This is a genomic window from Streptomyces sp. NPDC001515 (genome assembly GCF_053597115.1).
Genome location: NZ_JBSFHN010000015.1, coordinates 1 through 20883, shown reverse-complemented (window position 1 = coordinate 20883; position 20883 = coordinate 1). Strand labels below are relative to the sequence as shown.

At 72.6% G+C, this 20883-nt stretch carries 20 protein-coding genes; 14 read left to right on the top strand and 6 right to left on the bottom strand.

Annotated elements, in window-relative coordinates; all coding sequences use genetic code 11:
* Positions 1-109 precede the first annotated feature (109 nt).
* The 4 genes from ACWCXC_RS17425 to ACWCXC_RS17410 all read left to right on the top strand — a co-directional run bounded on the left by ACWCXC_RS17425 (position 110) and on the right by ACWCXC_RS17410 (position 2758).
* Positions 110-742: an AIM24 family protein gene (locus tag ACWCXC_RS17425; protein WP_450680369.1), complete on the top strand. Its 633-nt coding sequence runs from the start codon at positions 110-112 to the stop codon at positions 740-742.
* Positions 742-1392 carry an AIM24 family protein gene (locus tag ACWCXC_RS17420; RefSeq protein ID WP_450680233.1) on the top strand — a complete coding sequence of 217 codons (651 nt, stop codon included), beginning with the start codon at positions 742-744 and terminating at the stop codon, positions 1390-1392. Before ACWCXC_RS17425 ends, ACWCXC_RS17420 begins: the two co-directional genes overlap by 1 nt.
* Positions 1389-2150 (top strand): AIM24 family protein, encoded by a 762-nt coding sequence (locus ACWCXC_RS17415; protein ID WP_450680232.1) that lies wholly within the window; start codon positions 1389-1391, stop codon positions 2148-2150. Before ACWCXC_RS17420 ends, ACWCXC_RS17415 begins: the two co-directional genes overlap by 4 nt.
* 131 nt (positions 2151-2281) lie before the next feature.
* On the top strand, positions 2282-2758 hold the full coding sequence (locus ACWCXC_RS17410) for a MarR family winged helix-turn-helix transcriptional regulator (RefSeq protein ID WP_450680231.1): 477 nt from the start codon (positions 2282-2284) through the stop codon (positions 2756-2758).
* A gap of 127 nt (positions 2759-2885) precedes the next feature.
* Here the strand turns inward: ACWCXC_RS17410 and ACWCXC_RS17405 are convergent, their stop codons facing one another.
* Positions 2886-4391: a sensor histidine kinase gene (locus ACWCXC_RS17405; protein ID WP_450889638.1), complete on the bottom strand. Its 1506-nt coding sequence runs from the start codon at positions 4389-4391 to the stop codon at positions 2886-2888.
* The gene (locus ACWCXC_RS17400; RefSeq protein WP_450889636.1) at positions 4388-5047 is read right to left on the bottom strand and encodes a response regulator transcription factor; all 660 of its coding nucleotides are present in this window, start codon (positions 5045-5047) and stop codon (positions 4388-4390) included. Before ACWCXC_RS17400 ends, ACWCXC_RS17405 begins: the two co-directional genes overlap by 4 nt.
* Positions 5048-5172: 125 nt before the next feature.
* Between ACWCXC_RS17400 and ACWCXC_RS17395 the strand changes: the two genes are divergently transcribed.
* Positions 5173-5571, top strand: coding sequence for a PepSY domain-containing protein (locus tag ACWCXC_RS17395; RefSeq protein WP_450685802.1), 399 nt, complete (start codon positions 5173-5175; stop codon positions 5569-5571).
* Between the two features lie 147 nt (positions 5572-5718).
* On the opposite strand, the gene meaB is transcribed toward ACWCXC_RS17395, so the two are convergent.
* The gene (gene meaB, locus ACWCXC_RS17390; protein ID WP_450685803.1) at positions 5719-6678 is read right to left on the bottom strand and encodes a methylmalonyl Co-A mutase-associated GTPase MeaB; all 960 of its coding nucleotides are present in this window, start codon (positions 6676-6678) and stop codon (positions 5719-5721) included.
* Between the two features lie 41 nt (positions 6679-6719).
* Positions 6720-7922, bottom strand: coding sequence for an acetyl-CoA C-acetyltransferase (locus ACWCXC_RS17385; protein ID WP_450685804.1), 1203 nt, complete (start codon positions 7920-7922; stop codon positions 6720-6722).
* A gap of 133 nt (positions 7923-8055) precedes the next feature.
* On the opposite strand from ACWCXC_RS17385, the gene mce reads away from it, so the two are divergent.
* The 7 genes from mce (at position 8056) to ACWCXC_RS17350 (ending at position 17773) form a co-directional block, all read left to right on the top strand.
* Positions 8056-8484, top strand: a complete 429-nt coding sequence (gene mce, locus ACWCXC_RS17380) for a methylmalonyl-CoA epimerase (RefSeq protein ID WP_450685805.1) — start codon at positions 8056-8058, stop codon at positions 8482-8484.
* Positions 8485-8647: 163 nt separating this feature from the next.
* Positions 8648-12445, top strand: coding sequence for a polarized growth protein Scy (scy, locus tag ACWCXC_RS17375; RefSeq protein ID WP_450889801.1), 3798 nt, complete (start codon positions 8648-8650; stop codon positions 12443-12445).
* 185 nt (positions 12446-12630) lie between these two features.
* Positions 12631-13569, top strand: coding sequence for a cellulose-binding protein (locus tag ACWCXC_RS17370; RefSeq protein ID WP_450683098.1), 939 nt, complete (start codon positions 12631-12633; stop codon positions 13567-13569).
* A gap of 88 nt (positions 13570-13657) precedes the next feature.
* Positions 13658-14668: an ABC transporter ATP-binding protein gene (locus ACWCXC_RS17365; protein WP_450683099.1), complete on the top strand. Its 1011-nt coding sequence runs from the start codon at positions 13658-13660 to the stop codon at positions 14666-14668.
* A 5-nt stretch (positions 14669-14673) separates the two neighbouring features.
* A complete protein-coding gene (locus ACWCXC_RS17360; protein WP_450889632.1) occupies positions 14674-15453 on the top strand; it encodes an ABC transporter permease subunit in 780 nt (259 codons plus the stop codon).
* Between the two features lie 173 nt (positions 15454-15626).
* Positions 15627-16868: an ATP-binding cassette domain-containing protein gene (locus ACWCXC_RS17355; protein ID WP_450889630.1), complete on the top strand. Its 1242-nt coding sequence runs from the start codon at positions 15627-15629 to the stop codon at positions 16866-16868.
* Positions 16865-17773 carry an ABC transporter permease gene (locus tag ACWCXC_RS17350; protein ID WP_450683102.1) on the top strand — a complete coding sequence of 303 codons (909 nt, stop codon included), beginning with the start codon at positions 16865-16867 and terminating at the stop codon, positions 17771-17773. The genes ACWCXC_RS17355 and ACWCXC_RS17350 overlap by 4 nt, the downstream gene beginning before the upstream one ends.
* A 21-nt stretch (positions 17774-17794) precedes the next feature.
* Here ACWCXC_RS17350 and ACWCXC_RS17345 read toward each other — a convergent pair whose 3' ends face one another.
* Positions 17795-18124, bottom strand: a complete 330-nt coding sequence (locus ACWCXC_RS17345; protein WP_450683103.1) for an ATP/GTP-binding protein — start codon at positions 18122-18124, stop codon at positions 17795-17797.
* A 211-nt stretch (positions 18125-18335) separates the two neighbouring features.
* On the opposite strand from ACWCXC_RS17345, the gene ACWCXC_RS17340 reads away from it, so the two are divergent.
* Positions 18336-19379 carry an LLM class flavin-dependent oxidoreductase gene (locus ACWCXC_RS17340; protein ID WP_450889628.1) on the top strand — a complete coding sequence of 348 codons (1044 nt, stop codon included), beginning with the start codon at positions 18336-18338 and terminating at the stop codon, positions 19377-19379.
* Between the two features lie 89 nt (positions 19380-19468).
* Here the strand turns inward: ACWCXC_RS17340 and ACWCXC_RS17335 are convergent, their stop codons facing one another.
* Positions 19469-19861, bottom strand: coding sequence for an SCO5389 family protein (locus ACWCXC_RS17335; RefSeq protein WP_018102614.1), 393 nt, complete (start codon positions 19859-19861; stop codon positions 19469-19471).
* A gap of 266 nt (positions 19862-20127) precedes the next feature.
* Between ACWCXC_RS17335 and nucS the strand changes: the two genes are divergently transcribed.
* Positions 20128-20799, top strand: a complete 672-nt coding sequence (gene nucS / locus ACWCXC_RS17330) for an endonuclease NucS (RefSeq protein WP_383635092.1) — start codon at positions 20128-20130, stop codon at positions 20797-20799.
* Positions 20800-20883 lie beyond the last annotated feature (84 nt).

Below are 20883 nucleotides of genomic sequence, written 5' to 3'. Positions count from 1 at the left end.
TCCATGCGTATCCGGTACCGAATGCGTATCAGGGGCGGTTCGCGGGGCCGGATCGTGCCGTTCGCCCTGTTCCGACGGCGGGCGCTGCCGCTACCTTCGCCGGGTGGCGATGTTCCGACTCCAAGGCAGCAAGACGCTCGCCGTCGATCTGACCGGCGACGCCGTCAAGGCGAAGAACGGCTCGATGGTCGCGTACGACGGCCGGATGACGTTCAAGAAGATGACCGGTGGCGGGGAGGGCCTGCGCGGCATGGTGACCCGCCGGCTGACCGGTGAGCAGATGACCGTGATGGAGGTGTCCGGCCAGGGCACCTGCTACTTCGCGGACCGGGCGAGCGAGATCAACCTCGTACGGCTGCGGGGCGAGAAGATGTTCGTGGAGGCGAGCAACCTCCTCTGTGTGGACGCCTCGCTGCGCACCGGCACCAGCTTCACCGGGCTGCGCGGCAGCGCGGCGGGCAACGGGCTGTTCACCACCACACTGGAGGGGACGGGCCAGGCGGCGATCATGTCGGACGGCTCGGCGGTGGTGCTGCGGGTCTCCGCGCAGTACCCGCTCTTCGTCGACCCGGGCGCCTACATCGCCCACCAGGGCGATCTGCGCCAGCACTTCCAGTCCGGGGTGAACTTCCGCACGCTGATGGGCGAGGGCTCCGGCGAGTCCTTCCAGATCCGCTTCGAGGGCGAGGGCCTGGTGTACGTCCAGCCCAGCGAGCGGAACACGATCGGGGGCGATGTCTGATGCCGTTCCGCGAGATCAACTCGAAGATGGTCGAGGCGACGGTGGTCCCCGGCCAGAAGATGTTCAGCCAGCGCGGGGCGATGCTGGCCTACCGGGGCGAGGTCTCCTTCACCCCGAACATCCAGGGTGGCCAGGGCGGGGTGATGTCCATGATCGGCCGCCGGCTGGCCAACGAGGCGACGCCCCTGATGACCGTCGAGGGCAGCGGCACGGTGATGTTCGGCCACGGCGGCCACCACATCCAGGTGATCACCCTGTCCGGGGACACCCTCTACGTGGAGGCGGACCGGCTGCTCGCCTTCGACGGCACCCTCCAGCAGGGCACGATGTTCATGGGCTCGCAGGGCGGGGTGATGGGGATGGTGCGCGGCCAGGTCACCGGGCAGGGGCTGTTCACCACGACGCTCAAGGGCCACGGCGCGGTGGCCGTGATGGCGCACGGCGGGGTGATCGAACTGCCGATCACCCCGGGCCGTCCGGTCCATGTGGACCCCCAGGCGTACGTGGCGCACCACGGCGAGGTGCGCAACAAGCTCTCCACCGCGCTCGGCTGGCGCGACATGGTGGGGCGCGGTTCGGGCGAGGCGTTCCAGTTGGAGCTGAGCGGCGACGGTGCGGTGTACGTCCAGGCGTCGGAGGAGAAACTGTGAGCTCACCCGTGGTCTTCGACCCGATGACGCTGCCGTCGGACGACAACGTCAACGCGTACACCTTCTGCGTGGAACTCAAGGGGAGCCAGTGGTTCCTGCAGAAGGGCAAGATGATCGCCTACTACGGGAACATCGCGTTCGACGGCATCGGCCACGGCCGCTTCGAGCGGCTGGTGCGCACGAGCTTCCATTCACCGCTGCACGCGGGCGACTGGGTGGTCGCCGAGGGCAGCGGGAAAATGCTGCTCGCGGACCGGGCCTTCGATGTGAACTCCTACGACCTGGACGACGGGAACCTCACCATCCGGTCCGGCAACCTGCTTGCCTACCAGCCGACGCTGGCCCTGAAGCAGTCGATCGTGCCGGGGTTCCTGACGTTGATCGGCACGGGGAAGTTCGTCGCCGCGTCCAACGGCCCGGTGGTCTTCATGGAGCCGCCGCTGCGGGTGGATCCGCAGGCGCTGGTCGGCTGGGCGGACTGCCCCTCGCCGTGCCACCACTACGACCACGGCTACATGCGGGGCATGCTGGGCGGGTTGCGGGCGATGACCGGGATCGGGGGCGCCTCGGGCGAGGAGCACCAGTTCGAGTTCGTCGGCGCGGGCACGGTGCTCCTCCAGTCCACCGAGCAGCTGATGGGCGAGCAGCCGACGGGGGCGGTGCCCCAGCAGGCGGGCGTTCCGGGCGCGGGTCAACCCGGCGCCACCCCCCGCATGCCCGGTCAGCTGGGGGATCTCCAGCGTCGCTTCGGTTGGTGAGCGGTAGTCTGCGGAGGGTGACGTCGAACGCCTGCGCCCCGACGCCTCGTCCGCAGGGAACTCCGCGTACGTGCCGTGCGTCACATCACCTCACTTCGTCCGGCTTTCAACTTCTTAGGTAGAATCCATATATGGAGACCGAGACGGCCACCCGCTGGCTGAGCGACGCGGAGCAGTGCGCCTGGCGCACCCACCTGGACGTCAGCAGGCTGCTGACGCACCAGTTGGAGAAGGACCTCCAGCCGTTCGGCCTGACCTACAACGACTACGAGATCCTCGTCAATCTCTCGGAGTCGGACGAGCAGCGCATGCGCATGAGCGATCTCGCCGGCGCCACGCTCCAGTCCAAGAGCCGGCTCTCGCACCAGATCACCCGCATGGAGAACGCCGGTCTGGTCCGCCGCGAGAACTGCGAGTCCGACCGGCGCGGTCTGTACGCGGTCCTCACCGAGGCCGGCTCCGAGACGATGCGCAAGGTCGCGCCGCACCATGTGGCCTCCGTGCGCCGGCACTTCATCGATCTGCTGCCCCCGGAGGCGCTGGCCCAGCTGCACGCCGCGCTCACCCCGGTCGCCGAGCACCTGCGCGGCCGGAGCGGCCGGGGCTGACCCCGGGCACCTCCCCCTGAGCGTGCCGGGCTCGCCGCGGCGGGTCCGGCGCCGATCGGCGCGGGGGACGTTCCCGGCCGGACGCGCGCGGGCGCGGCGGCGGGCCGGGCGCGCCCGCCCCACGTGCTCAGCCGGTGCCCGGCAGCCACAGCGTGAAGCGGGCGCCGCGCTCCCCGGCGTCCGCCACCGTCAGCCGGCCGCCGTGCCGCTCGGCCACATCGCGGGCGATGGCCAGGCCCAGCCCCGCACCGCCCTCGTCCCGGGTGCGGGCGTCGTCCAGACGCACGAAGCGCGCGAAGATCCGCTCCCGTTCCGCCTCCGGGACCCCGTCGCCGTCGTCGGTGACCTCGACCGCCACCCCGCCGCGCTCCGCGCGCACCGCGACTGCCACCGAACCGCGCGCGTGCCGCTGCGCGTTGTCCAGCAGATTGCCGAGCACCCGGGCCAGCTGCGCCCGTGAACCGGTCACCTCGAAACCCCCGCCCTCCGGCACCGACACCGCCACCGGAATCCGGTCGCCGGTCCGCTGCGAGACCTCCTCGTGCACCAGGGCGCCCAGATCGGTCCGTGCGGTGCCCGGCCGCTCCCCCGCGTCCAGCCGCGCCAGCAGCAGCAGATCGGCGGCGAGCGCCTGGAGCCGTACGGTGTCGGCGACCGCGCCCGGCACGTCCAGCAGCTCCGGATGGGCGGCCCCCACCTCCAGCTGGGTGCGCAGCGAGGCGATCGGGCTGCGCAGTTCGTGCGAGGCGTCGGCGACGAAGCGCCGCTGCCGCTCGACGGAGTCCTCCAGCGCGGTGAGCGTCTCGTTGGTCGTACGGGCCAGGCGCGCGACCTCGTCGCGCGAAGCGGGCTCCGGCACCCGTCTGCGCAGATCCCGCGAGGCGGTGATCGCGGCCAGCTCGCTGCGGATGCCCTCCACCGGGCGCAGCGCCCGCCGGGTCACCAGCCAGGTCACCCCGGCGACGACCAGCAGCACGACGGGCAGCCCCACCAGCATCGCGCCGCGCACGCTGGCGACGGCGCGCTGCTCGGCGGCGAGCGGGGCGCCCGCGTGGACGGTCAGCGTCCGGCCGGCGGTGTTCGTCGCCTCGACGGCGGCGAACCGGTAGGCGGCCCGCTCCCCGTCCACCGTGGCGGTGCCGTTGACGAAGTCCGGGTCGTCGGTGGAGACCTCGCCCCGGTCCGGAGCGGGGCTCGCGGTGGCGCCGTCGTCGTCGCCGTCCCGGCCGCCGTGGCGGTCGTCGTCGCCGTCCTTGTCGTCGCCGTCGTCGTTGTCGTCGCCGCCGTTGCCCTCCGTGGCGGAGGGCGAAGGAGAGGCCGCCGGGACGGGGGTGACGCGGTCGGTGCCGGTGCCCGAGATCGCCTCCAGGTTCTCGGAGACGGCGACCACCCGGCCGTCCTCGTCGGTCACCTGGACCGGGTGGTCCTCCTCGTCGCGCAGGTCCAGCCGGTCGTAGGGCACGTCCAGGGCGAGCTGTCCGGCGACCTCGCGGGCCGTCACCTCGGCCTGGAGCCCCGCCTGGTCGGTGAGGTTGGCGCGCAGCACGAGGAGGACGGCGAGCCCGGCGGCGGCGAGCGCGCACGCGACCACCGCGGTGGCGCCGAGGGCGGCCCTGGCGCGGACGGACCTCATGGCGCCTCCAGCACATAGCCGGCGCCGCGCACCGTGCGGATGGTCCCCGCGCCGAGCTTGCGGCGCAGGGCACTGACGTACACCTCGACGATGTTGGGATCGCCGTCGTAGGCGAAGTCCCAGACGTGCTCCAGGATCTCCGCCTTGCCGACCACCTGCCCGGCCCGCAGCACCAGGTGCTCCAGGACGGCGAACTCCTTGGCGGTGAGGGCGATCTCCTCCCCTTCGAGCAGGACCCGGCGGGCGGCGGTGTCCATCCGCAGCGCGCCGGCCACCACGACCGGGGAGGCGGAGCCCGCCCGGCGCCGCAGCAGGGCGCGGATCCGGGCGACCAGCACCACATAGCTGAAGGGCTTGGTCAGATAGTCGTCGGCGCCGGTGTCCAGCCCTTCCGCCTCGTCGTACTCGCCGTCCTTCGCGGTCAGCATCAGGATGGGCACCTCGTGCCCGGCGGCGCGCAGCTCGGCGCAGACCCGGTAGCCGTTCATCCCCGGCAGCATGATGTCGAGGACGACCAGGTCGTAGCCGCCCTCACCGGCCCGGCGCAGCCCCTCGGGCCCGTCGTGCACGACGTCCACGGCGAACCCCTCGGCGGTGAGCCCCCGGGCCAGGGAGTTCGCCAGCCGCTTCTCGTCCTCCACGATCAACAGGCGCATGCGCCACAGGGTCCCAAACCGAAGCTGAAGAACGCTTCAGGCGGCTTCAGGCTGCCTTCAGCATCGCCCCGGCAGGCTGAGGTCACCGCACACCGCACCGCACCCGCCCAACGGGGAGGAACCTCATGAAGCGCAAGTTCACCGTCGCCGCCGTCGCCGTCGCCGTACTCGCCGGCGGCACCGCCACCGCCGTCGCCCTCGCGGACGACGGCGGCCGTGACCGCGGCTCCCGCGCCGGCGCGCCCGTCACCACCCGTGTCACCGCGGCCGAGGCCGCCGGTGCCGCTCTGAAGGCGGTGCCGGGCACCGTGACCGAGGTGGAGCTGGAGGACGAGCACGGCGGGCCGTTCTGGGACGTCGACGTCTACGGCACCGACAAGGTCTGGCACCACGTGACCGTGGACGCGGCCTCGGGCCGGGCCGCCGAGAACCGCTCCCACGACGACCACGGGAAGGACCGGGCGGACGAGCCGGACGACCGGGACGCGCACCACGACGGCCGGGACGACTCGGACGACGACTGAGGCGGGGCGCACGGCCGTACCGGGGACGCGTCCGTCCGTACGCGCGGCCGGGCGCAACCCCGCACGGTCCGCCGGGGCCCGCACCGCGCCCCCTGCGGTTCCCGGTGGCCGGCGCGGCCCGCACGCCGCGCCGGCCACCGGTCCCTGTCAGACCTCGCCGGTGAGGCCAGCCACCAGTTCGTCCGCCGCCGCGTACGGGTCGAGGCGGCCGGTGGCGATGCGCTCGGCGAGGGCGTCGAGGCGGCGGTCGCCGTGCAGGTCCCCGATGCGTTCGCGGAGCCGGGTGACGGCGATCGTCTCGACCTCGCGGGCGGCGCGGGCGGTGCGCCGTTCGGCGAGGACGCCGTGCTCCTCCATCCACGCCCGGTGCTTCTCCAGGGCCTCGACGACCTCGTCGACGCCCTCGCCGCGCGCCGCGACCGTCTTCACGATCGGCGGGCGCCAGTCGCCGGGTCCCCGGGACTCCCCCAGACCCAGCATGTGGTTGAGCTCGCGGGCGGTGGCGTCCGCGCCGTCCCGGTCGGCCTTGTTCACCACGTACACGTCGCCGATCTCCAGGATCCCGGCCTTGGCCGCCTGGATGCCGTCGCCCATGCCCGGGGCGAGCAGCACCACGGAGGTGTCGGCCTGGGAGGCGATCTCCACCTCGGACTGGCCGACGCCGACGGTCTCCACCAGGATCACGTCGAACCCGGCGGCGTCCAGCACCCGCACGGCCTGCGGGGCCGCCCAGGCGAGCCCGCCCAGATGGCCGCGGGTGGCCATGGAGCGGATGTAGACGCCCGGATCGGAGGCGTGGTCCGACATCCGGACCCGGTCCCCGAGCAGCGCGCCGCCGGAGAACGGCGACGAGGGGTCGACGGCGAGCACGGCGACCCGCTTGCCCTGCCGCCGGTAGGCGGAGACGAGCGCCGAGGTCGAGGTCGACTTGCCCACGCCCGGTGAACCGGTCAGGCCGACGACGTACGCCCCGCCGGCCAGCGGCGCCAGGGCCGCCATCACCTCGCGCAGCTGCGGTGACGCCCCCTCCACCAGGGAGATCAGCCGGGCCACCGCCCGCGGCCCGCCCGCACGGGCCTGCTCCACCAGCGTGGGGACGTCCACCATCACCGCTCCGTTTCCTCGCCGCTCTCCGTGTCCCGCGTGCCCTACTTGCCCGGCACGCGGATGATCAGCGCGTCGCCCTGGCCGCCGCCGCCGCACAGCGCCGCCGCCCCGGTGCCGCCGCCGCGCCGCTTGAGCTCCAGCGCCAGGTGCAGGACCACGCGGGCGCCGGACATCCCGATCGGGTGGCCGAGCGCGATCGCGCCGCCGTTGACGTTCACCTTGTCCGGGGTGACGCCGAGGTCCTTCATGGACTGGACGGCGACCGCGGCGAACGCCTCGTTGATCTCGATGAGGTCCAGGTCCTCGACGCCGATGCCCTCCTTCTTGAGGGCGTGGCGGATGGCGTTGGACGGCTGGGACTGGAGCGAGTTGTCCGGGCCGGCCACGTTGCCGTGGGCGCCGATCTCGGCGATCCAGTCCAGGCCCAGCTCCTCGGCCTTGGCCTTGCTCATGACGACGACGGCGGCGGCGCCGTCGGAGATCTGCGAGGAGGTCCCCGCGGTGATCGTGCCGTCCTTGGCGAAGGCGGGGCGCAGCTTGGCGAGGGATTCGACGGTGGTCTCGGCGCGGATGCCCTCGTCCTTGGAGAAGAGGACCGGGTCGCCCTTGCGCTGCGGGATCTCGACCGGGGTGATCTCGGCCTCGAAGAGGCCGTTCTTCTGCGCGGCGGCGGCCCGCTGGTGGGAGAGGGCGCCGATCTCGTCCTGGGCGGCGCGGTCCAGGCCGAGGCGGGCGTTGTGCTTCTCGGTGGACTCGCCCATCGGGATGTTCTCGTAGGCGTCGGTCAGGCCGTCGTACGCCATCGAGTCGAGCATCTCGATCGCGCCGTACTTGTGGCCCTCGCGGGACTTGGGGAGCAGGTGCGGGGCGTTCGTCATGGACTCCTGGCCGCCGGCCACGACGATGTCGAACTCGCCGGCGCGGATCAGCTGGTCGGCCAGGGCGATGGCGTCGAGCCCGGAGAGGCAGACCTTGTTGACGGTGAGCGCGGGGACGTTCATGGGGATGCCGGCCTTGACGGCCGCCTGGCGGGCCGGGATCTGGCCGGCGCCGGCCTGGAGCACCTGGCCCATGATCACGTACTCGACCTGGTCGCCGCCGATGCCGGCCCGGTCCAGCGCGGCCTTGATGGCGATGCCGCCCAGATCCGCGCCGGAGAAACTCTTGAGGGAGCCCAGAAGGCGGCCCATGGGCGTACGGGCGCCCGCGACGATCACGGACGTGGTACCGGTCGTTCCTGACATGCGGCACAGCCCCTTGGATTGGTGTGAACGAGGGTTTACTCGAATGTACTGAGCGGTACCCGACCCGTCATCCGGCTACGAGTGTGATCGCGCGCACGTTGCGTAACCATCCGGCGGGCGCTGCACTGGATCCATGCTGACGCGAATCGACCACATCGGGATCGCCTGTTTCGACCTCGACGCCACCGTCGAGTTCTACCGCTCGACCTACGGGTTCGAGGTCTTCCACTCCGAGATCAACGAGGAGCAGGGCGTGCGGGAGGCCATGCTCAAGATCAACGATACGTCCGACGGCGGCGCCTCGTACCTCCAGCTCCTGGAGCCGACCCGCGACGACTCCGCCGTGGGCAAATGGCTGGCCAAGAACGGGGAAGGGGTGCACCACATCGCCTTCGGCACGGCGGACGTGGACGCCGACGCCGCGGACATCCGGGAAAAGGGCGTCAGGGTGTTGTACGACGAGCCCAGGACGGGTTCGATGGGATCGCGGATCACGTTCCTGCACCCCAAGGACTGCCACGGGGTGCTGACCGAACTGGTCACGTCCCGGACGGAGCACTGACCCGGGCAGACCCGGCCCGGTAGAGTGGGCCGTTCCGGGCCGGGGCCGGGTCGGGGCCGCGCCGCGTCCCCAGCCGTTGATCTGTCACCATTCCCCGGGGGACCGTTCGCCGGCGAACGGTACTCGTTTGGAGTTTGCGACCAGGGGACGGATGGACCGCGCAGTGCGGGGCTACGAACGCCAGGAGAGCCACCGGGCTGAAGACGACCATCTCTCGCGGTTCGAGGCCGAGATGGACCGGCTGAAGACCGACCGGGAGAAGGCCGTCCAGCACGCCGAGGACCTCGGTTATCAGGTCGAGGTCTTGCGCGCCAAGCTGCACGAGGCGCGGCGCAGTCTGGCGGCCCGTCCCGCGTACGACGGCGCGGACATCGGGTACCAGGCGGAGCAGATGCTCCGCACCGCCCAGATCCAGGCCGAGCAGCTGCGCAACGACGCCGAGCGCGAGCTGCGCGACGCCCGTGCCCAGACGCAGCGGATCCTCCAGGAGCACGCCGAGCACCAGGCGCGGCTCCAGGCCGAACTGCACAACGAGGCCGTGCAGCGGCGCCAGCAGCTCGACCAGGAGCTGGCCGAGCGCCGCCGGACCGTCGAGTCCCACGTCAACGAGAACGTGGCCTGGGCCGAGCAGTTGCGCGCCCGTACCGAGTCGCAGGCCCGCCGGCTCCTGGAGGAGTCCCGCGCCGAGGCCGAGCAGGCGCTGGCCGCGGCCAGGGCCGAGGCCGCGCGGGTGGCCGAGGAGACGCGCCAGCGGGTCGGCAGCGAAGCGGAGGCCGCGCGGGCCGAGGCCGAGGCGATCCTGCTGCGCGCCCGCAAGGACGCCGAGCGGATGCTGGGCGCCGCGTCGACCCAGGCCCAGGAGGCCACCGCCCACGCCGAGCAGCTGCGCTCCTCGACGACGGCCGAGACCGAGCAGACGCGGCAGCGGACCGCCGAGCTGAACCGGGCCGCCGAGCAGCGGGTGCAGGAGGCCGAGACGCAGCTGCGCGAGGCGCGCGTCGAGGCCGAGAAGGTGCTGAACGAGGCGAAGGAGGCCGCGGTCAAGCGGCTGGCCGGCGCCGAGTCGCAGAACGAGCAGCGCACCCGTACGGCCAAGTCGGAGATCGCCCGGCTGGTCGGCGAGGCCACCAAGGAGGCCGAGACCCTCAAGTCGGAGGCCGAGCAGGCGCTCGCCGACGCCCGCGCCGAGGCGGAGCGGATCCGTTCCGAGGCGGCGGACTCCGCGCGCACCGCGGCGGCCGAGGACGCGGCGGCCCAGCTCGCCAAGGCGGCCCGCGCGGCCGAGGAGGTGCTGTCCAAGGCGTCCGAGGACGCCCGGTCCACCACCCGCGCCGCGAGCGAGGAGGCCGAGCGGATCCGCCGCGAGGCGGAGGCCGAGGCGGACCGGCTGCGCGGCGAGGCAGCCGAGCAGGCCGACCAGCTCAAGGGCGCGGCCAAGGACGACACCAAGGAGTACCGGGCCAAGACGGTCGAGCTCCAGGAGGAGGCCCGCCGGCTGCGCGGCGAGGCCGAGCAGTTGCGCTCCGAGGCGGTCGCCGAGGGCGAGCGGATCCGGGGCGAGGCCCGCCGCGAGGCCCTCCAGCAGATCGAGGAGGGCGCGAAGACCGCCGAGGAGCTGCTGGCCAAGGCCAAGGCCGATGCCGAGGAGGTCCGCTCCACCGCGAGCGCCGACGGCGAGCGGGTCCGGGGCGAGGCGGCCGAGCGCGTGGCGGCGCTGAAGAAGCAGGCGGACGAGGTCCTGGAGCGGGCCCGCGCCGAGGCGGAGCAGCTGCGCGGCGAGGCCGAGGAGCTGGCCTCCTCGGTGACGACCGCGGCCGAGGAGGCCGCGGCGCGACTGCGCGAGGAGACCGAGCGGACGGTCGCGGCCCGGCAGGCGGAGGCCGCCGAGGAGCTGGCCCGGCTGCAGAGCGAGGCCGAGACCCGCCTCGCCGCGGCCGAACAGGCCCTGGGCGAGGCCCGTACGGAAGCGGAGCGGATCCGGCGGGAGGCGGGCGAGGAGACGGAGCGGCTGCGCACCGAGGCCGCCGAGCGGCTGCGCGCCCTCCAGGAGCAGGCGGAGGCCGAGGCCCAGCGGCTGCGCGACGAGGCCGCCGCCGATGCCTCGCGGTCGCGTGCCGAGGGCGAGGCCGTCGCCGTACGGCTGCGGACCGAGGCCGCCACCGAGGCGGAGCGGCTGCGGACGGAGGCGCAGGAGAGCGCCGACCGGGTGCGCTCGGAGGCCGCCGCCGCCGCCGAGCGGGTGGGCACGGAGGCCGCCGAGGCGCTGGCCGCCGCCCAGGAGGAGGCGAACCGGCGCCGCCGGGAGGCCGAGGAGACGCTGGACGCGGCCCGTACCGAGGCCGGCCAGGAGCGCGAGCGGGCCCGCGAGCAGAGCGAGGAGCTGCTGGCCTCCGCCCGCAAGCGGGTCGAGGAGGCCCAGGCCGAGGCGCAGCGCCTGGTCGAGGAGGCGGACGCGCGGGCCACCGAGATGGTCTCCGCCGCCGAGCAGACCGCCCAGCAGGTGCGCGATTCCGTCAGCGGGCTCCAGGAGCAGGCCGAGGCGGAGATCGCCGGGCTGCGGTCGGCCGCCGAGCACGCCGCGGAGCGGACGAAGGCGGAGGCCCAGGAGGAGGCGGACCGGGTCCGCTCGGACGCGTACGAGGAGCGGGAGCGGGCCGGCGAGGACGCGGCCCGGATCCGGCGGGTGGCGCAGGAGGAGACCGAGGCCGCGAAGGCGATGGCCGAGCGGACCGTCTCCGACGCGATCACGGAGTCGGAGCGGGTGCGCGCCGACACCGCCGAGTACAGCCAGCGGATGCGGACCGAGGCGTCCGACGCGCTGGCCTCGGCCGAGCAGGACGCGTCGCGGTCCCGGGCGGAGGCCCGGGAGGACGCCAACCGGATGCGGAGCGAGGCGGCGGCCCAGGCCGATCTGCTGGTCTCCGAGGCGACCGCGGAGGCCGAGCGGCTCCGTACCGAGGCGGCCCAGCAGGCGGCCCGGCTCGGCGACGAGGCGGCCGGCGAGGCCGAGCGGATGCGGGCGGAGGCGGCGGCGACCGTCGGGTCCGCGCAGGAGCACGCGGCGAGGACGCGCGAGGAGGCGGAGCGGCTGCGCGCCGACGCCGAGACCGCGGCCGAGCAGATGCGGGCCGAGGCCCGTGCGGAGGCGGACCGGCTGCTGGACGAGGCGCGCGAGGCGGCCGCCAAGCGGCGGGCGGACGCCGCCGAGCAGGCGGACCAGCTGATCAACAAGGCCCAGGAGGAGGCGCTGCGCGCCGCCACGGAGGCCGAGGAGCAGGCCGACACGATGGTCGGCGCGGCCCGCAAGGAGGCCGTGCGGATCACCTCCGAGGCGACGGTCGAGGGCAACTCCCTGGTGGAGCGGGCCCGGGCGGACGCGGACGAGCTGCTGGTCGGGGCGCGGCGGGACGCGACCCAGATCCGGGAGCGGGCCGAGGAGCTGAGGACCCGCACGGACGCCGAGGTCCAGGAGCTGCACGACCGGGCCCGGCGGGAGACGGCCGAGCAGGTCAAGTCGGTCGGCGAGCGGGTGGACAACCTGATGAAGGCGGCCACCGAGCAGCGCGAGGAGGCCGCGGCGAAGGCCAAGGAGCTGCTCGCGGACGCCAACTCCGAGGCCAGCAAGGTCCGGATCGCCGCCGTGAAGCGGGCCGAGTCGCTGCTGAAGGAGGCCGAGCAGAAGAAGGCCACCCTGGTGCGCGAGGCCGAGAAGCTGCGGGCGGACGCCGAGGCGGAGGCCAAGCGGATGGTGGACGAGGGCCGGCGCGAGCTGGAGGTGCTGGTGCGCCGGCGCGAGGACATCAACACCGAGATCTCCCGTGTCCAGGACGTCCTGGAGGCGTTGGAGTCTTTCGAGACCCCCGGGGCCGGCGGCAAGGGCGCCGGCGCCGGTCCGCCGGGCGGAGTCAAGACGGCTGCCGCGGCGGGCACTCGTTCGAGTGGCAAGCCGTCGGAGGGGTAGTCTCCCGACGGTCTTACGTGGTGCGGCAAGGACGTTCAGCCCTCCGAGTGGCAAGGGTTACGGGGGCCAGCCACTCAAAAGGGGTGTCATTCTCCAGATCAAAAGGGCATCTGCTCGATGACACGCCGTCCTGGCCCCTAGGATTCCCTCTATCACCTCACCGGTCTCACTTCGACAGGAACCCCATGAGTGACCCTTCCTCCCCCTTCGGCTTCGAACTCGTGCGGCGTGGTTACGACCGCGGTCAGGTGGATGACCGCATTACCAAGCTCGTCGCCGACCGTGATAGTGCTCTCTCCCGCATCACGTCCCTGGAAAAGCGCATCGAGGAGCTGCACCTCGAAACGCAGAACGCCCAGGCCCAGGTGAACGACGCGGAGCCGTCGTACGCGGGCCTCGGCGCCCGTGTGGAGAAGATCCTCCGGCTGGCCGAGGAGGAGGCCAAGGACCTGCGCGAGGAGGCCCGTCGCGCCGCCGAGCAGCACCGCGAGCTGGCCGAGTCGGCCGCCCAGCAGGTGCGCAACGACGCCGAGACCTTCGCGTCCGAGCGCAAGGCGAAGGCCGAGGACGACGGCGTCCGCATCGTCGAGAAGGCCAAGGGTGAGGCCTCCGCGCTGCGCGCGGACGCGCAGAAGGACGCGGCGCAGAAGCGCGAGGAGGCGGACGCCCTCTTCGAGGAGACCCGCGCCAAGGCCGCCCAGGCCGCCGCGGACTTCGAGACCAACCTGGCCAAGCGCCGCGACCAGTCGGAGCGCGACCTCGCGTCCCGTCAGGCCAAGGCGGAGAAGCGGCTGGCCGAGATCGAGCACCGCGCCGAGCAGCTGCGGCTGGAGGCCGAGAAGCTGCGCACGGACGCCGAGCGCCGTGCCCGTCAGACGGTGGAGACCGCCCAGCGCCAGGCCGAGGACATCGTCGCCGACGCCAACGCGAAGGCCGACCGGATCCGCAGCGAATCGGAGCGCGAGCTGGCGGCGCTCACCAACCGCCGCGACTCGATCAACGCGCAGCTGACCAACGTCCGCGAGATGCTGGCGACGCTGACGGGTGCGGCCGTGGCCGCGGCCGGCAGCCCGGCCGACGAGGAGCCCGTCTCCCGCGGCGTTCCGGCCCAGCAGACCCGCTGACGCCCCGGAGCGGTCACGTCCGTTTCTCCGCGCGCCCGGTTCCGCCTTTGTGGTGGCGCCGGGCGCGCGGCCGTTCTAGCGTGAGCGCATGATCGAGCTCGATGGGCTGACCAAGCGCTTCGGCAACAAGGTTGCCGTCGACAACCTGACGTGCCGGATCAGACCGGGGATGGTGACGGGTTTTCTGGGGCCCAACGGGGCGGGCAAGTCCACGACGATGCGGATGATGCTCGATCTCGACAACCCCACCAGCGGATCGGTCCGGATCGACGGCAAGCACTACCACGAGCTGTCCGAGCCGCTGAAGTACATCGGCGCGCTGCTGGACGCCAAGTCGATGCACGGCGGGCGCAGCGCGTACAACAACCTGCTGTGCCTGGCCCAGAGCAACCGGATCCCGGAGAGCCGGGTGGCCGAAGTCCTCGACACGGTCGGGCTGACGGCGGTGGCGAAGCGGAAATCGAAGGGGTTCTCCCTCGGTATGGGCCAGCGGCTGGGGATCGCCTCGGCATTGCTGGGTGATCCGCAGATCCTGATGTTCGACGAACCCGTCAATGGTCTGGACCCCGAGGGAATTCACTGGATCCGCAATCTGATGAAGGCGCTCGCCGCGGAAGGGCGGACGATCTTCGTCTCCTCGCATCTGATGAGCGAAATGGCGCTGACCGCCGACCATCTGATCGTGATCGGTCAGGGCCGGCTGCTCGCCGACACCTCGATGGCCGATTTCATCCATCAGAATTCCCGCAGTTATGTGCGCCTGCGCTCGCCCCAGCAGGAGCGGCTGCGCGATGTGCTGCAGGCCGAGGGCCTCGTGGCGGTGGAGGCGGGCAACGGCACGCTGGAGATCGACGGAGCCACCACGGAGGACCTGGGCGAGCTGGCCGCCCGGCACCAGATCGTGCTGCACGAGCTGAGCGCCCAGCGGGCCTCGCTGGAGGAGGCGTTCATGCAGATGACGGCGGACTCGGTGGAGTACCACGCGCACTCCGAGCGGGGGGCGCCGCCGCCCGTCGGACCGCACTGGGGCGACACCTGGAACCAGCCACCGGGCGACGCCCCGGGTCCGTCCGGCCCCGGCACCGGAACGGGGGTGTGACGGCGATGGCTTCGGTACCCGCGGTCCTGACCTCCGAATGGACCAAGATCCGCACGGTGTCCTCGACGACCTGGACGCTGATCTGCGCCTTCGGCGTCACCGTCGCGATGGGCGCGGCGCTGTGCGCGGTGATGAACTCCCAGTTCGACAGCCTCTCCGAGGCGGAGCAGGCGACGTTCGACCCCACGTTCATCAGCTTCTCGGGGATGATCCTCGGCCAGTTGGCGATGGTGGTGTTCGGCGTTCTGGTCGTCGGTACGGAGTACAGCTCCGGCATGATCCGCACCTCGCTGGCGGCCGTGCCGCAGCGGGGGACGTTCCTCTTCAGCAAGATGCTGGTGGCCGGGGTGCTGGCCCTGGTGGTCGGGCTGGTGACCAGCTTCGTCTCGTTCTTCCTGGGCCAGGCGCTGCTGGGCGACCACAAGACGACCCTGGGCGCGGACAACGTGCTGCGGGCGGTCTTCGGCGCCGGTCTCTACATGGGGCTGATCGCGGTCTTCTCCATGGGGGTCGCGGCGATGCTGCGCAGCTCGATGCTGTCGCTCGGCATCCTGATGCCGTTCTTCTTCCTGGTCTCGCAGATCCTGTCGGCGGTGCCGGGCGCCAAGGAGGTCGCACGGTACTTCCCCGACCAGGCGGGCTCCAAGATCATGCAGGTGGTTCCGGACGCGATGAACAGCGATCCGGCGCCGTACGGGCCGTGGGCCGGTCTGCTGATCATGGTCGGCTGGGTGGTGGCCGCGGTGCTCGGCGGCTATCTGGTCCTGAAGAAGCGCGACGCCTGAGAGGCGGTACGGCGGAGGCCGGGAACCGGTGCGGACCGGTTCCCGGCCTCCGCCGCGCCCGGTGTCCGACGTGGCCGGAACCGTAAGGCCCTGGATATCCTCCTCACTCATACGGGGGGCGTACGGCCGGACGGCCTGTGCCCCGACGACAGATAAGTCGATGGGGCTGGAGCATGATCGAGGCAGTCGGCCTGACCAAGCGCTACGGCGCGAAGACGGCCGTGTACAACCTTTCCTTCCAGGTGCGGCCGGGCGCCGTCACCGGATTCCTCGGTCCCAACGGGTCGGGCAAGTCGACGACGATGCGGATGATCCTCGGCCTCGACCGGCCGACGGCGGGGCGGGTGACCATCGGCGGCCACGAGTTCCGCGGTCTGCCGAACGCCCCGCGCCAGGTGGGCGCGCTGCTCGACGCCAAGGCGGTGCACGGCGGGCGCAGCGCCCGCAACCACCTCCTCTCGCTGGCCCAGCTGGCCGGCATCCCGGCCGCCCGGGTCGACGAGGTGCTCGGGGTCGTCGGCCTCCAGCAGGTGGCGCGGAAGCGGTCCAAGGGCTTCTCGCTGGGCATGGGGCAGCGTCTGGGCATCGCGGCCGCGCTGCTGGGCGACCCGCAGGTGCTGCTCTTCGACGAGCCGGTCAACGGTCTGGACCCGGAGGGCATCCTCTGGGTCAGGAACCTGATGAAGATGCTGGCGTCCGAGGGGCGCACGGTCTTCGTCTCCAGCCATCTGATGAGCGAGATGGCCCTCACCGCCGACCATCTGATCGTGATCGGCCGGGGCCAGCTGATGGCCGATATGAGCGTCAAGGACTTCATCTCGGCCAACTCGGCCGACTTCGCCCGGGTCCGGGTCCCGGACGAGGGCCCCGAGCAGCGGGAGAAGCTCACCACCACCCTCACGGAGGCGGGCGGCCAGGTCATGCCGGAGCCGGACGGGGCGCTGCGCGTCACCGGTCTGCGGCTGCCCCGGATCAGCGATCTGGCGCACGAGGCGGACGTCCGGCTGTGGGAGCTCTCGCCGCACCAGGCCTCGCTGGAGGAGGCGTACATGCGGATGACGCAGGGCGCCGTGGACTACCGCTCGACGGCGGACCAGGTGGCCCATCTCCAGGCGCCGCCGCCCGGCTACGGGCAGCACCCGGGGTACGCCCCGCCGCAGCCGAGCGTTCCGGACGTGCCGCAGCAGGGCTGGTACGCCCCGCCGCCGCCCGGCCAGAACCCGTACGCGGGCGCCCCCGCCGCTCCGGACCAGGCCCCCGCGCCCGCCGCCGCGCCGGCCCCGGCGCAGCCCGCTCCGGCCGCGCAGCCCGCCGCGGCCGCCCCGGCCGCTTCCCCGGCCACCGCGCCCGCAGCGCCCGCCCCCGCCGCCCCCGCAGACCTGACCAAGCGCGACTCCAGCGAGGACCCCCGATGACCACCCCGTCCACGCCGCCGACGCCGCAGGCGCCGTACCAGCAGCAGGCGCCGTACCAGCAGGCGCCCCAGCAGCCAGTCGCTCCGCAGCCGTACGCCCCGGGGCAGCAGGCCGGCTTCTACGCCTCGCCGATCCCGGTGCGCCCGGCCACCCTCGCCGACGCGATCGCCTCGGAGTGGACCAAGATCCGCTCGGTGCGCTCCACGATGTGGACGCTCGGTGTGATGATCGCGCTGCTGCTCGTCATCGGGGTGCTCTCGGCCGTCGCGGTCAGCGCCTCCGACGCGGACATGGGCAGCACTCCGGTGCTCAGCCTGGGCTTCTTCGGGGTGCTGCTGGGCTCGATCTGCGTGATCACGCTGGGTGTGCTGACGATCGCCTCGGAGTACGGCACGGGCATGATCCGGACGACGCTGACGGCGTGTCCCAGCCGGGGCCGGGTGCTCACGGCGAAGGCCGTCGTCTTCTTCCTGCTCACGTTCGTGCTGACGACGGTGCTGACGGTGATCGTCGCGCTGATCCAGACCTCGATCCTGGACGGGGCGGCGCCCACCGGCGGGGAGTGGCTGAGCGGCACGGTCGGCGTGGGTCTCTACATCGCGACGCTGGGGCTGCTCTCGCTGGCCGTCGGGGCGCTGATCCGGCATTCGGCCGGCGCGATCACGATCATGATCGGCGTGGTGCTGCTGCCGCTGGTGCTGGCCATCTTCATGTTCGCCGAGTCGCTGTCCACGCTCCAGAAGTGGCTGCTGGAGTACTCGATCCCCAACCAGCTCAGCGTCTTCTACGACAACTCCGTCACCACCTCCGGCCCGTCCGGCTGGGAGCCGCTGTGGATCATGCTGGGGGTGACCGCCGTGGCGCTCGGCGGCGCGTACCTGGCGATGAACAACCGCGACGTCTGACCGGGACGGCTGCCCGGCCGGTCAGTACCGGGGCGCGTTCCTGGACCGCTGCACCCGTGTGGTGCGGCGGTCCTTCGCGTTCCAGCAGGCCCGGTGCCAGTGCCGGCGGTCGTCGACGCCGCCGTACTCGGACCAGGCGACCAGATGCGGGACACCGGAGGGGATCTCCTGGTCGCAGCCGGGGCAGCGGTAGCGCTTGCCCATGGCGCTCGCCCCGCTGACCGGGCGGACCGACCACTGCTCGCCCTGCCACTCCTCCGCGCGTCCGCCGCCCCCGTACCGGTCCCCCGTCGCGCCGGAGCTGTCGCTGGGGCTCTCGCCGCCTCGGGGGCGGTTGCGGCGCGGGGACACGGAACACCTCACAGGTCGCACTGGGCAGGTCCCGTCCAGCGTAGGGCCATCCGGTGGGGGCGGGCGTCCCGCACCGCCCGGCGGCGGCCCTCCGGGTGGGGCCGGTTACCGGAAAATCGCAACAACTTCCGGCCGGACCGTGCCTTTGGCACGTGTCAGGCGTTGGTGCCGGTAGGGGAGAGCCGCGTCGGCCGCAAGGAGGTAATTGGCGATGCGTGTGGGAACGTTCGTACTGGCCGCCCAGTTTCCCGGGCAGGGGCCGGGGGAAGCGCTGCACCGCGCGATCCGGTCCGCCGAGGTCGCGGAGGAGTCCGGTCTCGACTCGGTCTGGCTGGCCGAGCACCACTTCGTGCCGTACGGGGTCTGCCCGTCCGCGGTGACGCTGGCCGCGCAGCTGCTGGGCCGCACCCGCAGGATCCGGGTGGGCACGGCGGTGAGCGTGCTGCCCAACCACCATCCGGTCGCGCTCGGCGAGCAGGCCGCGCTGCTCCACCTCACCAGCGGCGGCCGGTTCACGCTGGGCGTCGGCCGGGGCGGGCCCTGGGTGGATCTGGAGGTGTTCGGCGGCGGTCTGGCGGCGTACGAGAAGGAGTTCCCGCAATCGCTGGGGCTGCTGCTCGACTGGCTGCGCGGGGCGCGGGTGGCCGGACGCGGCGAGCGGTACGTCTTCCGCGAGGTCGCGGTGGTCCCCCGGGCCGACGAGCTGCTGGACCCGGAGAGCGGGGAGAGTCCGGGCGGTCCCGAGGTGGTCGTCGCGTGCACCTCGCCGAGGAGTGTGGGCCTCGCCGCCGAGCGGGGGCTTCCGATGCTTCTCGGGATGCACTGCGGTGACGAGGAGAAGGCGGAGATGGTCGCGCTGTGGCGGTCCCGCGCGCTGGCGGCGGGGCACTCCCCCGAGAGCGTGCGGGCGGCCGCTCACGTGTCGGCGGGGGTGGCGCAGATCGCGGACCGCGCCGAGGACGCCACGGAGACGTTGGTGAAGGCGATGCCGGGCTGGCTGCGGCAGGGGCTCGGCGCCCATGTCACGGTCGACGGCCGGCACCGGGTGATGCGCGATCCGGTCGAGTACACGGAGCTGCTCTGCCGGCTTCATCCGGTGGGTCCGCCCCGGCTCGCGGCGGACCGGCTGGCGGCCACGGCGGAGCGCACGGGCATCACCCGCTTCGCGCTCCTCGTGGAGGGTTCGGGGGATCTGGCGGCCACGGAGGAGAACGTAGCGCGGCTGGGCACCGAGGTGCTGCCGCTCCTCGTCTGAGCCACCCGCACCGGTGCTCCCCCGTGACGACGGGAGCCGCCGCCCCGGGCCAGTCGCACCTCCCGCGACCCGGAGCGGCGGCCAAGCCGTCAGCAGTCCCGTAGTTCGGGCGACTGGTTGAGCAACTGGCCCCTCACCGAGGTGAATTTGGCCAGTCGGTCGTCGACCGAGGCGTCCAGCGGGAACACCGCGACGCGGTGGCAGTTCTGGAATGCCAGACGCACCCCGAAGTGCCGCTGGAGCGCACCGCGAATGGCATCACTCGCGAGCGCGCGCAGCAGCTGACCACGTGCCTGCTCATTGGGGGGCGGCGTCTGGTTGTCGGCGAACTCCCCGCCGTCGACCTTCAGCTGAGCCACCAAGGAGCTGATCATCTCCCACGCGTAGGGCAGGGAGGTCCGGACGCAGTCGACGAAGTCGGCTTCGTCGACCTCGCCTCGCTCGGCCTGTTCCAACAGAGCCGGTGAGACGTCGAGCGACATGGGTTCTCCTCTCGCGACCCCGACCGTGCGCCGAGGTCTTACGGGCAGGGACGGAGGGCGGCGACGACGCAGCGTGCACGCGCGACGACCTCCTGCATCCACGGTAAGGGCGCAGTCCGGGCCGCACCAGGAGATTGGGAACACAACCGGCCAATAACGAAGGGGTTCAAAGGCGGGCAAGCCAGAAGGCGTCAGGTGCGGACAGCGGGGGCGGGTCAGACGCGTGAATCGCGCCGGGCACCCGACGTCGAGTAGCGTTGCCGACCATGCGTCTCGTCATCGCCCGCTGCTCCGTGGACTACGCGGGCCGGCTCACGGCCCACCTGCCCTCCGCTCCCCGTCTGATCCTGGTGAAGGCGGACGGGAGCGTGTCGATCCACGCCGACGACCGGGCCTACAAACCGCTCAACTGGATGTCCCCGCCCTGCACCCTGAAGGAGGGGACGGGCGACGCCGAGGGCACCTGGACCGTCGTGAACAAGGCGGGCGAAAAATTGATCATCACGATGGAGGAGATCCTCCACGACTCGTCCCACGAACTGGGTGTGGACCCCGGGCTGATCAAGGACGGCGTGGAGGCGCACCTCCAGGAACTGCTGGCGGACCGCATCGAGACGCTCGGCGAGGGCTACACCCTGATCCGCCGCGAGTACTTCACCGCCATCGGCCCCGTCGACATCCTCTGCCGGGACGCCGACGGGCAGACCGTGGCCGTCGAACTGAAGCGGCGCGGCGACATCGACGGTGTGGAGCAGCTGACCCGCTATCTGGAGCTGCTGAACCGCGATCCCCATCTGGCGCCGGTGAAGGGCATCTTCGCCGCCCAGGAGATCAAGCCGCAGGCCCGGGTGCTGGCGACGGACCGGGGCATCGGCTGCGTGGTCCTCGACTACGACGCGCTGCGCGGCATCGAGGACGACAAGCTCCGGCTGTTCTGACCTGAGCGGTGGGGGGGGCGGGGGGGCGCCCCCCCCCCCGGCGGGGGGGGGGCGGGCGGCGGGGGGGGGGTGGGCGGAGTAACA